Here is a 14,464-nt window from a genome sequence, read left to right as displayed (position 1 = left end):
ACGCACAATCTATGGTTCCTTGAGGGGCAGGTGCACCATGGGGCTGGACAGCGAACGCAGACCGGTCCGTCAAACACCGGCCCACCGTACCACTAAAAGGATCGACACACGCTATGATGCGACAACACATGGATAGTCTTTTCAAAAATGTGTGCTGTTGGGGGGGAATATCGGCCCTGTTAGCCCTTTTATTGATTCTTGCCGTTGGGTCAGACCGATGGCAGGTGGGGGTGGCAATGGGGGCGGTGACGTTCTTCGGGATGCTGGCCTTACGAAAGTCAACCGTTTATTCGAAGGAACTGGAAGCAACGCAGCGATGGGTCGAAGCATTAACCAGGCAGCTGGAAGCACTCCTTGCTGGGAAAACGGTTCCGGAGCCGAAGACCACTGCCAATGTTCCGACGGTCTTGGGTAGCCTCGGGAAAGAACTAACGCAGCGAGTTGACCAACTCGGCGAGTTGATTAAAGGGTTGATGCAGGCCCAGGCGGTGGCAGAAATACGAGCGCAAAAAGCGGCAATGACCGCCCGACAACTCACATCGGTTCTCAACCTCCTTCCAGATCCCGTGTTGGTGGTCAACAGTTTTGAACGTGTGGAGGTGGCCAACCAGGCCGCCCGGGACCTGCTTGGCCTTGACGAATTGGAGGCAGACGAGGGGTCTTCGTCCTCAGGAAATGAACTGTTCCAGGAGTTGATGGGGCGGATCCGCCGACTGAAAGTTCGCGACGCCGAGTTCGATTGGGAGGCGGATTGCGACAATAATCAGCACTTCCAGTTCCGTGTGCTTGTGCGCGAATGGCGGCCTGATGGGCAGGAATCATCGATATCGAATCTTGCAATCGTGTTGGAAGACACCAGTTCGCTGACGAACTTGCGGAAACGCCACGCCGAGTTTGTGTCGGCCGTCAGCCACGAGATGAAAGCGCCTCTTGCCGGAATTAAGGCCTACGTGGAGCTTCTGGCAGATGAAGATGTGGATGAAACGACACGCGACGAGTTTGTGACGACTATCGAATCGCAGATAGAAAGACTGCAACGTTTGATAGAAAACCTGCTCAACCTGGCCCGAATTGAGGCCGGAATAATGAAGGTGAAAAAGCAAAATTATTCGCTGAATGAAATTCTCGAAGATGCAGCGCGGGTGATGCGTCCGCATGCGGAGCAAAAGCACATCGACTTTCAGTGTGAGCTGAGTCCGCTTTATTTAAGCGTGGTTGCCGACCGCGATCTGCTGTTGCAGGCGGCCATTAACTTGTTATCAAACGCGATTAAGTATACACCAGACGGAGGGAGGGTTGTTCTCAGAAGTCGGATGGAGGAGGAGTATGCAGTATTCGAAGTGGAGGATACGGGCGTGGGGTTAAGTCCCGAGGATTGTCAGCGAGTGTTTGAGCGGTTTTACCGCGTGGAATCCCATAAAAATATGGCTCCAGGGACTGGGCTTGGGTTGCCGCTCACCAAACATATTGTTGAAGACGTCCACGGAGGGCGAATTGCCGTCCGCAGCGTGGTCGGAATGGGGTCAACCTTCGTGGTTCAAATTCCACGTGCTGTGGCAGTGGGCAGCCCCATCAGCCGATCTGTCAGCGTGGGAAACTGAGCAGAGATTGGAGGACGCAGGCGTGTCAAAACTTGTTCTATTATGTGATGACGAGTTGCCGATTTTGCGGGCAGTCGAGTTTAAACTCAAGAAGGTCGGTTTCTCAGTAAAGATCGCCCAAAATGGAGAGGCAGCGTGGTCTATCATTCAGGAATCAGTACCGGACCTGATTGTGAGCGATTATCAAATGCCGGTACTGGACGGGCTCGAGCTCGCCAAGCGGGTACGACAGAACCCAAATACCCAACGAGTACCCTTTATTCTACTGACTGGAAAAGGATTTGAACTCGATCACGAAGAGCTGAGGTTGCGATTGGGCATCACTCGCGTCCTCTCCAAGCCGTTCAGTCCGCGCGAGTTGGTGGAGCATGCAATGCAGATTTTACAGGGCGCTCCCTGTGGTGACGAGTCCTGCACGCAGGAAGTCGCTCAAACCATTTAAATAAGGCAATTAATTTTTCCTGGACTATCGGCGAAGATGTGCTGCGGAACAAGCTTGATGCCTGAAGATTGAGCAAATTGACCGACGATGAATTTTTCGCATGAAATATTCGGCGATGTAGCTGTCGTTCATGCACCGGACGAATTGACCGAAGCCCAGGTGCCAGCGCTGATGGACACCTGCGACCGGCTCGGGTTCGCGCAGGTGGTTTTGGAACTCGATAGCACGGAGGTGATGGACAGCGCTGCCCTGACAGCGCTACTTGATCTGGACGACGCCCTTGCGGCAAAGGGTGGTGCTCTCAAGTTGGCCACGAGTAATCCGATCAATCGGCAGATTCTGCGGTTGACAAGAATTGATCAAAGAATCCTGGTTTTCGACTCGCTGGTGGATGCAGTGAAAAGCTTTCGTTGAAAGAGGCACGAGCACGTTCGATGGGTACACAATGTGAGCAATGCTCAGCAACCCTTCTTAGTTATGTGTAAATATGTTTGTGATAGGGGAGTAAAGTCGAATGCAAGAAATAGGTTGGCGATAAGATATGACGGATGCCGTCAGCAAAAGGCGACAAAAGCGGCTCGGGGATATTCTCATTGAGAAAGGATATCTTCGGCCTGAGCAGTTGGAGGAGGCGCTCGAGCAACAGCGCCTCACCGGGCGATCGCGTCTTCTCGGAGAGATTCTTTTAAGTCTTGGATATTGCACGGAAGAGCAGATCGCGGAATGCCTGGCGGAAGAACACGGCTTGCCTTTTGTTCGACTGGAACTTCGCTATTTCGACCCCAAGATTGTTGATCTGTTTCCCCGGGACTACATTGAGAATAACTGTATTCTGCCACTTTTTCGCGTCAGGGATGAGTTGACAGTAGCGGTTCATGAACCGTCGAACCTCTTCCTGCTCCAGGAGATCGAGTATTTGACGGGGCTTCGCGTGAATCCAGTGGTAGCAACCCAGCGGGATATTCGACGGATGATCGCGTCCCTGCCTAATTCGAGCGTCCTCGTGATTGACGATATCATCGATGGGGCAGAAACGGCTGATGTCACCCTGATTGAGGACGCCATCGAGGATATTGGCAACCTGGCTGAGATTGCAGGTCAGTCGCCGGTCATTCGGCTTGTAAATTATATCATCTTTAATGCTGTAAAGGAGGGAGCAAGTGATATTCACATTGAACCTGCCGAACGCTGCGTAAGAGTTCGATATCGCATAGATGGACGCCTGCAAAAAGCGTTGGAGCTTCCCGCCCATCTCGCCGCGCCCATCAGCAGCCGGATCAAGATCATGGCGGGTATGGACATCAGTGAGCGCCGCCTTCCGCAGGACGGCCGGGTTAATGTAATGCTCGAAGGCCGGAAAATCGACCTGCGGGTGAATACTTTTCCGGGACAGAGGGGGGAAAAGACGGTCATACGAATTCTGGACACTCGGGGTGTTTCCCTTAATCTGGAGGATCTGGGATTCTCCGAAGATATTCTCACTCAACTAAGGATTGCGATCCGCGCTCCCAACGGGATTATTCTGGCAACTGGTCCCACGGGAAGTGGTAAGTCCACCACACTGTATGCGTGTCTGAATGCAATCTCGTCGATGGAAAACAACATTTGCACTGTTGAAGATCCTATTGAATATCACCTGCCGTTAGTCAATCAATTTCAGGTTCAGGAGAAAATTGGTCTGACATTTTCCAAAGCGCTACGCACGCTGCTTCGGCAGGATCCGGATGTGATCATGGTAGGGGAGATCCGCGACGAAGAGACAGCTCGGACGGCAATTCAGGCAGCGCTGACCGGCCATCTGGTGTTCAGCACGCTGCACACCAATGATGCAGCGTCCGCCATCACCCGGCTTGCGAATATGGGAATCGAGACATATTTGATTTCGGCAGCGCTCAACGCTGTATTGGCACAGCGACTCCTGCGGCGCATTTGCACGAAGTGCCGCCACCCGTACGAGCCACCGAGGCCGTTGCGACGTGCTCTGGAGCGGATGGGATGCCAGTGCGAAGTGTTCTATAAAGGAGTGGGTTGCAAGAATTGTCGAAACACGGGTTACAAAGGAAGAATCGGAATACACGAACTGTTAATCATTACCGACGATATTCGCGATATGATTGTCGCCGGTGCCAGTGCCCATCAGATCCGCAAAGCGGCTGAAGCGAATGGGATGGTCAACATCCGCCAGGACGGATTTCGGAAAGTCCAGGAGGGGCTTACCACGATCGAAGAGGTGCTCCACGCCGTGGGAGACATTGTCGAACTCGCGGACATTGGGGCCGGCGGGGGATAGTCATAAATCACCAAGAAACTCATTCGCAGAATCAATGACGAATAATGAAACGACACCGAAAGAGATAGATAGGCATGTGGTGCCAGTTTTCGCATGGATTTCTGTGAGCTTCACACAATAGATAGTTAGTCTTCTAGCTTGCCGTTGAAAGTGTCGTGGTATGAGATTAGAATCTGGCTCACCAATTCCAGCCCAAACGGCTTTTAAAAGCTACGCCCGGGCGGAAACCGTGAAGAATGTTGCCCAGCGACTAAACGAAACTGGCACTCAAATTGCCCGAGGTGAGCAGCTCGAGTATGATGACGAGGACGATGTATCGCCACTGGTCAGGGTGCGGTCTCGGGATCTCATCACCACTACTCAGCAGCTGGCGATCCTTGTAGAGTCCGGCGTGACACTCGCACCGGCGCTGGCCGCGGCAATCGAGGAAGAAAGAAATCCGACACTGCGCGCTGTGTTGCGGAAAGTGAAGGAGTCTGTGGAAGGGGGGCAAGACTTTTCATCTGCAATTGCGCAATTTCCTCGGGTGTTCAATGCAACGTTCGTGGCTCTTGCCAAGGCTGGCGAAAAAACCGGAGCCCTGGGAAGCATGTTGCGTCGCGCTGCCGGCTACATGCAATCGGAATATGAGACGAGATCCAAAATCAGATCGGCAATGATTTATCCGGCAATTATGCTGATCATGTCGATTGCAGTGACGACCTTTTTGTTGACGTTCGTGCTCCCCAAATTTGTTCCGGTCTTTGAATCGCGACATGCAAAACTTCCGAAAATCACCGTCGTGATGTTGGGGATTTCAGACTTTGCGGTGAAATATGGGCCGGCGGTGATATCGGCCGTCGGTGGTCTGGCTGTGGCGGGCGTCATTTTTCGGAGGACAAAAAAAGGTCGCGAATGGTGGGACGCCTTTAAATTGCGCGTTCCCATGCTGGGAATGGTGACTAAGAAAGTCGCGCTGTCCCGAAGTGTGCGAACGTTGGGAACGCTTTTAGGTTCGGGAATATCCGTGCTCGAGGCGATTGAGCTTGCTGCCGAAATTGCGGAGAATACCGTTGTCCGACGCGCGTGGCTGAGTATCAAAGACGGACTTATCGAAGGTCGGCGAATTTGCGACTGTATGAAACAGCATGCGATATTCCCCCGATCGCTTGTTCAGATGGTCGCAGCGGGGGAAGAGACGGGACATCTCGACGCTGTACTGGAAAGAACCGCAGAATTTTATGAGCGTGAGTTGGAAACGACGATCAAAACGGTCACCAGTCTGATTGAGCCGGTCATGATCATCGTGATGGGCTTTGTGGTGGGGACGATCGGTCTCTCGCTACTATTGCCTATCTTCAGCCTGAGTCGCCCGGCGTAGCCAGGCAGTACCCGCCGTTCATGAAGAAGCTCATTCACGCGTCAATCTTCAGGTAGAATAAATCTGCAAACCCCAACCTGGGCTGCACAAGTTCAGTCAGATTGGGGGCGAGGCTGAATCGAATTTGATGCGGGGAAAGGACCTGCCAAACTATTTAGAACCATGCAGCGGTGAAGCCGCCATCTACATAGAAGGCCGCGCCAGTAATGTAGCTTCCGGCCTTAGGTGAAAGCAGCAGCAGGGCGGTTCCGATGAGTTCATGCGGTTCACCAAAGCGATGCATCGGCGTGCCGCTGATGATGTTGCGTACACGCTCTTCGTCGAGAAGTTTTCGGTTTTGTTCCGCGGGAAAGAAACCCGGACAAATTGCGTTGACGCGGATTCCTTTATCGCCAAATTCGTTAGCAATATTTTTCGTCAGATTGACCACCCCTGCTTTAGATGCCGCATAGGCGAACACTTTAGATAAGGGAAGGAATGACGTGACGGACCCGATATTGAGAATTGAACCGCCACCGGCTGCAAGCATGTGACGAATAAAGACCTGACAAGCCTCAAACACCCCTTTCAGGTTAACAGCCATGATTTTGTCCCACATTTCGGGGCTGGCGTCCAAAAACGAACTTCCCGCGTTGATACCTGCACAATTGACCAAAATTTCCACACGCCCCTTGATTTTTAATGCAAAGTCCAAGAGTGCTTCGATTGATCGCCGGTTGGTCACGTCAACCAAACAGTAACTCACCCGGTCTCCAAACTGTTTGAGCTTTTCGACACGTCTCTGGCAGGCTTCCTCGGAGAGATCAGCCACGACGACATGCGCCCCTGCCCGCATGATTCCCTCGCAGAGGGCCCCGCCCAGTTCCCCCGCACCGCCGATGACAACGGCAACCTGGCCGTGAAGTCCGAAAAGGTCTTCCAGATACTCAGCAGTAGTCATGGAATTACTCCTGCTTTTTGAATATTCAATGCCCAAAAGACACAGCGGAGACTACGTCGTGCTTTCTTTCGGCGTTCTGCGTTCAGAAAGCCAATCAGTATGGAACGGCCCCTGTCCGGGCTTGTCGATACGCTCGTAGGTGTGCGCTCCGAAATAGTCTCGTTGTGCCTGGATCAAATTGGCAGGCAACACGGCGGATCGATAGCCATCATAATAGGTCAGGGCGGTAGCAAACGCGGGGATAGGGATTCCTAATTGCACGGCCACCGTTACAACATGCCGCCATGCCGATTGTGCTTTTTCCACGGCCTGGCGGAAATAAGGTGCCAGAAGGAGATTTTCCAACTGAGGATTTTCATCGAATGCTTCTTTGATGCGTTCGAGGAACACGGCGCGGATGATACAACCGCCTCGCCAGAGCATGGCAATGCTACCGAAGTTGAGCGGCCATTTATATTCCTTGGCCGCCTCGCGGAGTTGAACAAACCCCTGTGCATAACTGACAATCTTGGAGGCATAGAGTGCCTGACGGATCTCCTCAATGAATGCCCGTCTATCGCCCTCATATCGACCACCCCTGGGGCCATGCAGGATTTCGGCGGCGCGAACTCGTTCGCTCTTCAGTGCTGAAAGGTTTCGCGCATGGACCGCTTCTGTGACCAGAGTGCTGGGAATTCCCAGGTCCAGGGCATCTTGACTCATCCATTTACCGGTGCCCTTGGCTCCCGCTTTATCAAGAATCAAATCTACAAGATATTGACCCGTTTCTTTGTCAATAACGCTGAAAATATCGCGAGTAATTTCGATAAGATAGGAGTTAAGTTCTCCACGATTCCACTGATCGAAAATATCGTACAATTCATCATTGGAAGCACCCAGGGCGTGCTTGAGCAGCCAGTAGGCCTCAGCTATTAATTGCATGTCGCCGTATTCGATACCGTTATGGACCATTTTGACATAGTGGCCTGCGCCGCGTGGCCCCACCCAATCGCAGCACGGGATATCCTTGTTCGGGCCGACCTTGGCTGCGATGGCCTGAAAGATCGGTTTGACGAAAGGCCAGGCTTTTTCGCTACCGCCTGGCATAAGGCTCGGTCCTTTGAGGGCGCCCTCTTCGCCACCCGATACGCCAGTTCCAATATAGAGAAGTCCTTTAGATTCCACATACTGGGTGCGGCGCTCGGTGTCGGCAAAATGGGTATTTCCGCCATCAATCAGGATATCGCCGGGTTCCAAAAGAGGGATGAGCTGTTCAATCAGATCATCAACGGCGGGACCGGCTTTGACCATCATCATGACCTTGCGGGGCCGGGCGAGAGCCTTAACGAGTTCTTCCAGCGTCCGGCAACCGACGATACGTTTGCCCTTTGCCGGCCCCTCGATAAACTTTTCCATTTTCTCGGTAGTGCGATTGTACACGGCCACTTTATAGCCGCGGCTTTCGATATTCAGGGCCAGGTTCCGGCCCATGACTTCCAGCCCAATGACCGCAATGTCACATAAATCGCTCATCTTTGCGTCCTCGTTCTGGTGTAACTAGTTCCTGACGTATGTCAGGAGAATCAGATGTAACTTATCGGTCAATTCCCGAACAACCTGCCGAGTTGCTGCTCTATAGAGTTGTATTTTCTGGCTTTTTCTGTGTTACACATCCGGTTCCTCCACCCAAGGCGGATTCGCCGGCAAAGCACGGTCGAATTCTGCAATCAGTTGAGCTTGATATTCGCCGCTGAAAGATCCGTTGATGAAGTGGTCTATTCCTCGTTTGTAGAATTCCTCCCAGCTTTGCTCTTCTTTGCCTGGATTGATTGGGAAGAAAAGTGCTGAGTTCGCCTCAGCTGCTTTTTGGTCTCCGGGAGCGTCACCCACCATAAGAGTATGGCCTGATGGATACTGGCTACCCAGCGCGAGGAAGTCCTTCTTTGTTCCGCTTTCCTGACCGAGAATGGCCCGCACGTATTGGTCCAATCCGTGTTCTGCCCATTCCCGTTTAAGTGCCTCTTCCGGAGTGGCGGAGACGACAACGATGTCAGCCACTTGACAAAGTCGTTGAAGACTTTCCCGAACATAAGGGAATGGAGGCACTCCCTTGACCATCCATTCGACAGTTCGGTTCACAGCCCGCGACCATTCGAGGGCCTGTTTCAGGTCTGCATCACCGGTGGCGTTAACAGCTTCCTCGAGCGCTGGATTGCCGAGTTTTTTCTCTTTTTTTATCCACTCCTTCAGGGATTCCGGGACCCGAATCTGAACCTGACGTGCTTTTACTTCCGGTCTACGACGGAGACGTTCGAGGGTCTCTATTAGTGCTGGGAAGCGGTTTATTCCTCGACTTTTCGAATAAAGATTGACAAATTCAGCAACTTCACGGGCGTATTTGCTCACGCCCTGCAGGTTGTAATAGTAAATGATGTTCGGAATGAAACACTCCTTGTGTTTCAATTCCATCGTGTCAAACGCGCAACCGTCTGAATCAATACCAACGAGGAAGTCTTTCTGTCGGGTGAATGAGATCATGTCACTCCCTGCTGCTCCAAGATGATCGCACTGGGTTCAACCTCTTCGTTTCCTCCGCACACGTCTCAACTTTTTCGGGCCCGGTCGGCCTGGGGGACATATGGCGGCAATTTCTTCTCCGCGAAAATGGGTTGAAGACGCGTCAGGCGCTGTCTGCCATCGATCATGGGGAGAGTGAGCATATCGTCGCCAATGAGAGGCCGGGCATAACGAATGAAATCGTCGGTGACGTCATTTCCGCTGGGGGCGATCCAGTGTTTGGGGAATTTGCGTTCGCTGTTGGCGACAACTTTCAGGGGCACTTTATCGTAGCGGACGGTGTAAATCGGGCCAGGATTCCGAAGAATCGTGGCCATGAATCCGGATTCTCCTCGTGCTGCCAATAACGCAGCTTGCTGGCCAACTTTATACGCCTCTTCCAGATCTACGGTGGAGGCATAGGCCATTGAATGCCTTTGGTCGGTGCCTGGGACATTTCCTCGCGCTGCGCCCTTGGTCGGAAGACCTTTTTCGTTCAGATAGTTGACCAGAATTTGGCAGACTGTCAGCTTGCTGGAACTGTACGAAGTGTGGCCGAAAGCGTCCTTGATCTCACCGAGATTACCGACTTCAAATCCCTCGCTGATGACGATCATGCAGCGGCCCCGCTTTTTGAGCATATCGTTCACTTCATCTGCAATTTTTTCTAAGGGGCACGAACATTCCGCGAGATAAATCAAAAGAGGCATTTCCCGGTTGGGATCTGCCAACCGCGCCGCTGCGGGGATGAAACCGATTTTTCGCCCCATGGCCTGCATAACGAGGACCGGGTCGGCGGGACAGGAGCCTGCGTTTTCCTCATTGGCGTACTGCACCATATGGGTCCAGTACTTTGCCGTGGATCCGTAACCCGGGGTGTGGTCAACAAGCTGGAATTCGCTGTCCCCCACGTCATTATCGATGGTCTTCGGCACGCCCACGGCGACCAGGTCCAGCCCTTTCGATTGAGCCAGATCGGCAATTTTCTGGGCAGTATCCATTGAGTCGTTACCGCCAATGTAGAGAAAGTAGCCCACGTTGTGGGCACGGAACACATCGATGACCCGCTGAAAATCCTCCGTTTGCTCGGGTTTCAATTTGTATCGGCAGGTACCGATGGATCCGGCGACAGGAGTGTAACGCAAAAGGGCAATTTCCTCGGCGGGCTGCGACGATAAATTGATCAGCTCTTCTTTGAGGACGCCTTCAATCCCGTGCCGAGCCCCGTAGACTGTTCCAATCGCGTCCAGGTCTCGGGCGGCCTCGATGATTCCACGCAAACTGTTGTTGATAACCGGTGTTGGTCCACCGCTCTGGGCAACAACGAGGTTCTTTTTCGCCATGCCGACTGTCCCTCACTCGTGGCTGTCTAAAAGAATCATTGATAGGCAGAATCGGACACACTTCAACGCAATTCCGCAGTCATGCGCTCCTTTGCAATCCGGCTCGGTGGTTTGATATTACCCGTCCCCTGCGCGTAATGTTCGTATCGAGCAATTGGCTCCGAAAGATCTGCCGCTAGTACCCAAGGCGCTATTTGCCCATTCGTGATAGCCTTTGAATTCAGTCTCGCCGACCCCGTAAACTCCCGATTGTATTGGGCTGATGGGGCTACCACAACAGGGGGTTACGGCGGGCCCGGAGCGACGGCCGTTGTCGCTGGTGATCCGGCATTTGGCATAGAGCTCGAGGCACTTCAGCAGGGCCAACGTTTCAGTTAACAGGGTGCTATGGGACTGGCGAGAAGAAGAGAAACAAGCGGTCGGCCAGCGTCTGAGCGGCTACCGTGTCATTGCTAGTGTAGCCAAAACTCAAGAAACGAGGTCTGGTAGGGAGTCCGCCACAAATTGCGGAGCCAGGAGTCAAAAAGCAGTGAAAAATCGGCAATCTACGCCGTCTGGGGAGATTTCGATCCTGACTGGACGCAAACACCGGGGACATCGCCCTTCATACGCGGTGCCCTGACGATTAAGGTAAATACGGGCGTAAACTCCGCAGCAGCGAAAATGGATGCCAAGGAAAGACCTGCCGGTAGGGCAGTTGGTTTTTTCGCCAGTGACGGGCTCGCTGGAAAGATCAAGGAGCCTGCCCGGTTCGGGAGCACTCAGTTCGTCCATCGGCCGCACAGTTCAAAAAGTCTACTAACTCACCGACGAAAGTGATTCCGACTTGGGTGAAAGACCGATTCGGCACCGTTACTCATTGCCCACACTCGTTCAGCGGGACAGCCTGTGCGGTCTTCCGCCCGGTTAACGGGTAAGCAGCTTCCCTTGCAACCTGTCAAACCGCACCCGGCCCGCGGAGTCCGTCTTCAATTTGAATCGCCTCTTCCACGGGGAGAACAAAAATCTTTCCGTCTCCAATAGCGCCTTCCTGACCGGTCCGCGCAACCTGCACAATTGTATTCACGGTGCGTTCGAGAAAATCGTCGTTCACCACAATCTCGAGGGCGATTTTTCGCAAGAGTTTCGCCTTGTATTCATGGCCACGGTAAGTGTCGGTGTGCCCTCGCTGACGACCAAACCCCTGAGCATCGCACACGGTCAAGCGCGTGACCTCGATCCTCTCGAGTGCTCCGCGAACCGATTCGAGTTTTGGAGGCTGCAGAACTGCCATAACGAGCTTCACACAACTCCTCCTTATGCCATTACCAGGCCCTCTGACAAGCTGTTTTCAGGTCGCTCTTGTATCGTAGAAACATGGGTAAGTTGCGTCAACGCCCCAAGAAAACTAATCAAGTTGGAGAGTCGGCCGAGAGAATCGGCACGGCCCGAGATTGGAAAACTGGAACAGTCTGTGAATTTGGGATATATGGAGCGACGGAATGACGGTAACCGAGACGCACGCCGGCGCATCCATTGCCATGGGATTGCCCACGTCGGGGATCTGGCGGCGGTACAATACACTGTGTACGGACAGCCATTGCCTCATTCCGGATCATTTGTCTGCGAGGGTACTTCATGATGGTTCGGTGCTCGGTTCGCGCTTTTTCAGAAAACAAAGTATCTACAGAACACCGGAAAATGAGCTTTGAGTTAGGTAATAGAATTTCGGCGAGATTTCATGATTCGAAGGACATCGGAGGTGACCGGGTATTTAGCAGAGGTCAGGCGCGGGCCTGTCAGACGTCTCACGTCGCGAGCCGGCGACGATTGAGTTGGTGGGCCTGGGTCGCTTTTGCCCTTGCAGTTTATCTGATTGGTCTCGGGCTCCCCTTGGCATGGGCTGAGGAAGCATTTTCGGGTGGTTTTTTCGCGGGGGGAAACTCGGCTCAAAAAGTGAAAGTGGAGGCTTACATCACCCGATTGCCTGAGGTCGAGCGGCCGGTACTGGTGGTCAAGGCGGTCGTCGAGCCAGGGTGGCATATCTACTCTTTAACGCAGGGGCCAGGCGGGCCGGTGCCGACAAAAATCTCGGTGTTGGCACCAGAACGGGTGCGGCTGGCCAGTCGTTTGGTCGTGTTTCCGGATCCGGAGACTCATCGTGAGGCGGCTTTCCCTGATGTTCTGGTGGAAAGCCACGAGGGGACGGTTCACTGGGCAGGGGAGCTGGAAATCAATTCGGGGGTGGGAGACTTAAGAGACCTTGTGGTAGAGGGAAGTTTTTTGGCCCAACCGTGCGACGCCAGCTCGTGTTTGCCGCCCAGGACCCAACGATTCTCAGCGAGATTTACTGAGAATCCCCCGATCGAGAAAGAAGTCCTCAAAGAGTTGGTGAAGAGGCTTCAGGCAGCGGTAACCCAAGGCAGTAGGGAGGAAAGCACGCGAGGCAGCACCGAGGAGGCCGAGGGGGGAATCAAATCGCGGGACCAACACAAGGAGTTGGCAGGACCGAGAGAAGTGGAATTACTTCCGTGGCAGCCGTTTTCTCTTGAGCGATTCAAGCATTTGGTTGGGCCCGAGTTTAATCCCGATCAGCTCAAAATCACCCTTTTTAACCAATCGTCTTCCATCTGGTATCTGGTTTTGCAGATGGCGGCCGGTTTTTTGGGAGGCATTTTGCTCAACGTGATGCCGTGTGTGCTGCCTGTTATTGGGCTTAAGCTGTTTGCCTTCATGCAGCAGGCTGGGGAAAGTCGCTGGAAAGCATTTTGGCTTAATGTGTGGTACAGCATCGGCTTGCTGAGCGTATTTGCCCTCCTCGCAGGGTTGGCGATCACCCTTCAGTTCGGATGGGGACATCTGTTTCGGTTGGCGGGCTTTAACGTAGTCATGGCTGCGGTGGTCTTTGCCATGGCGCTCGCTTTTCTGGGGATTTGGACGATTCCGATTCCGGGCTTCGTGGGTTCAGGACGCGCAGCCGAGCTTGCCGAAAAAGAAGGGGTGCTGGGGGCGTTTTTCAAGGGTGTGTTCACGACGTTTTTGGCAACACCCTGTACAGGGCCGTTTATGGGATCGGCGCTGGCGTGGGCCTTCACGCAACCGCCGCTGACAGTGTTTCTTGTGTTCATGAGTGTGGGACTTGGCATGGCGAGTCCCTATCTGGTTGTTGGTTTGTTCCCAGAGCTCATCCGGTTTCTGCCGAAACCTGGTCCGTGGATGGAAGTCTTCGAACGGATCATGGGATTTGTGCTCCTGGGGACAGTTTTGTTCATTCTGACTTTTCTGGACTGGCCTTACATCGTGCCCACTGTGGGCCTGCTCTTCGCAATTTGGGCTGCGTGCTGGTGGGTTGAACGTGCGGCCATGACCGGCATCACGTTGCGTAAGGTTCGGGCCTGGGTCGGCGCGGTGGGATTTGTTGCACTGGCGTGGCTGCTGCTGTTTCCCGGGATTCCGGTTCAGGAGCGGAGAATTGGTGGGTTGCTCCGAGTTATGGAGGCCCGTTTACGCGAGCGAGTTCAAGAACTTGCGCTGCGTGAATTGGGGCCTCAATCGGAGATTTCACCGATTGCTAACCAGTCGTCCGGGAACAGTTCGGGGAAGAGCGGTGGCTATACCGTCCTCGTTGATTGCACGGCCGATTGGTGCTTGACGTGCAAGACGCTGGAAGCGACAGTGCTGAATTCCCGCCCGGTGCGAGACGCCCTCCGCGACAATCGCGTGGTCCTGCTCAAGGCGGACTGGACTCACGAGGCGCCGGAGGTAACGCAGTTTCTCAAATGGCTGGGCTTTCAGCAGGTCCCTGTCATCGCGATCTTCCCGGCTGGCCGACCGAACGAGCCAATTATCTTCACCGGTTGGTATACGCAGAAAGATATCCTTCGCGCACTTCAGGAGGCTGGGCCATCGCGAAACATGGAGGTGCCCGGTGGGGGACTTGCCGGTTGATGATGGATCGGAAATTTTCCGGACGC

At 53.6% G+C, this 14,464-nt stretch carries 11 protein-coding genes; 6 read left to right on the top strand and 5 right to left on the bottom strand.

The genetic code is table 11. The annotated features are described in order from the left end of the window. Positions 1–113: 113 nt before the first annotated feature. The 5 genes from THTE_RS10290 to THTE_RS10270 all read left to right on the top strand — a co-directional run bounded on the left by THTE_RS10290 (position 114) and on the right by THTE_RS10270 (position 5,693). Entirely contained in the window at positions 114–1,601 is a 1,488-nt protein-coding gene (locus THTE_RS10290) for a sensor histidine kinase (protein WP_095415360.1), read from the top strand. A gap of 22 nt (positions 1,602–1,623) precedes the next feature. Continuing rightward, positions 1,624–2,043: a response regulator gene (locus tag THTE_RS17980; protein WP_157732015.1), complete on the top strand. Its 420-nt coding sequence runs from the start codon at positions 1,624–1,626 to the stop codon at positions 2,041–2,043. 87 nt (positions 2,044–2,130) lie between these two features. Further along, a complete protein-coding gene (locus THTE_RS10280; RefSeq protein WP_095415358.1) occupies positions 2,131–2,457 on the top strand; it encodes an STAS domain-containing protein in 327 nt (108 codons plus the stop codon). Between the two features lie 127 nt (positions 2,458–2,584). Further along, positions 2,585–4,333 carry a GspE/PulE family protein gene (locus THTE_RS10275; RefSeq protein WP_095415357.1) on the top strand — a complete coding sequence of 583 codons (1,749 nt, stop codon included), beginning with the start codon at positions 2,585–2,587 and terminating at the stop codon, positions 4,331–4,333. Positions 4,334–4,493: 160 nt separating this feature from the next. Then, positions 4,494–5,693, top strand: a complete 1,200-nt coding sequence (locus THTE_RS10270; protein ID WP_095415356.1) for a type II secretion system F family protein — start codon at positions 4,494–4,496, stop codon at positions 5,691–5,693. A gap of 154 nt (positions 5,694–5,847) precedes the next feature. On the opposite strand, the gene THTE_RS10265 is transcribed toward THTE_RS10270, so the two are convergent. The 5 genes from THTE_RS10265 to THTE_RS10240 all read right to left on the bottom strand — a co-directional run bounded on the left by THTE_RS10265 (position 5,848) and on the right by THTE_RS10240 (position 11,796). Then, positions 5,848–6,669 carry an SDR family NAD(P)-dependent oxidoreductase gene (locus tag THTE_RS10265; RefSeq protein WP_237260117.1) on the bottom strand — a complete coding sequence of 274 codons (822 nt, stop codon included), beginning with the start codon at positions 6,667–6,669 and terminating at the stop codon, positions 5,848–5,850. A gap of 15 nt (positions 6,670–6,684) precedes the next feature. Next, the gene (gene gnd / locus THTE_RS10260; protein ID WP_095415354.1) at positions 6,685–8,145 is read right to left on the bottom strand and encodes a decarboxylating NADP(+)-dependent phosphogluconate dehydrogenase; all 1,461 of its coding nucleotides are present in this window, start codon (positions 8,143–8,145) and stop codon (positions 6,685–6,687) included. Between the two features lie 132 nt (positions 8,146–8,277). Continuing rightward, positions 8,278–9,150, bottom strand: a complete 873-nt coding sequence (locus THTE_RS10255) for an HAD family hydrolase (RefSeq protein WP_095415353.1) — start codon at positions 9,148–9,150, stop codon at positions 8,278–8,280. A 65-nt stretch (positions 9,151–9,215) separates the two neighbouring features. Further along, positions 9,216–10,511: a diphosphate--fructose-6-phosphate 1-phosphotransferase gene (locus THTE_RS10250; protein ID WP_095415352.1), complete on the bottom strand. Its 1,296-nt coding sequence runs from the start codon at positions 10,509–10,511 to the stop codon at positions 9,216–9,218. 937 nt (positions 10,512–11,448) lie between these two features. Then, complete coding sequence (locus tag THTE_RS10240) at positions 11,449–11,796, bottom strand: P-II family nitrogen regulator (RefSeq protein ID WP_095415350.1); 348 nt, start codon at positions 11,794–11,796, stop codon at positions 11,449–11,451. A 650-nt stretch (positions 11,797–12,446) separates the two neighbouring features. Between THTE_RS10240 and THTE_RS10235 the strand changes: the two genes are divergently transcribed. Further along, positions 12,447–14,438, top strand: a complete 1,992-nt coding sequence (locus THTE_RS10235; RefSeq protein WP_168175835.1) for a protein-disulfide reductase DsbD family protein — start codon at positions 12,447–12,449, stop codon at positions 14,436–14,438. Positions 14,439–14,464 lie beyond the last annotated feature (26 nt).

The sequence above is a fragment of the Thermogutta terrifontis genome (genome assembly GCF_002277955.1).
Classification (GTDB): Bacteria; Planctomycetota; Planctomycetia; order Pirellulales; family Thermoguttaceae; genus Thermogutta; species Thermogutta terrifontis.
This window is presented reverse-complemented; position numbering and strand designations above follow the sequence as displayed.

Coding starts and splice junctions, on each gene's coding strand:
- THTE_RS10290 (WP_095415360.1), top strand. CDS start 114: ATGATGCGACAACACATGGATAGTCTTTTCAAAAATGTGTGCTGTTGG.
- THTE_RS10280 (WP_095415358.1), top strand. CDS start 2,131: ATGAATTTTTCGCATGAAATATTCGGCGATGTAGCTGTCGTTCATGCA.
- THTE_RS10275 (WP_095415357.1), top strand. CDS start 2,585: ATGACGGATGCCGTCAGCAAAAGGCGACAAAAGCGGCTCGGGGATATT.
- THTE_RS10270 (WP_095415356.1), top strand. CDS start 4,494: ATGAGATTAGAATCTGGCTCACCAATTCCAGCCCAAACGGCTTTTAAA.
- gnd (WP_095415354.1), bottom strand. CDS start 8,145: ATGAGCGATTTATGTGACATTGCGGTCATTGGGCTGGAAGTCATGGGC.
- THTE_RS10255 (WP_095415353.1), bottom strand. CDS start 9,150: ATGATCTCATTCACCCGACAGAAAGACTTCCTCGTTGGTATTGATTCA.
- THTE_RS10250 (WP_095415352.1), bottom strand. CDS start 10,511: ATGGCGAAAAAGAACCTCGTTGTTGCCCAGAGCGGTGGACCAACACCG.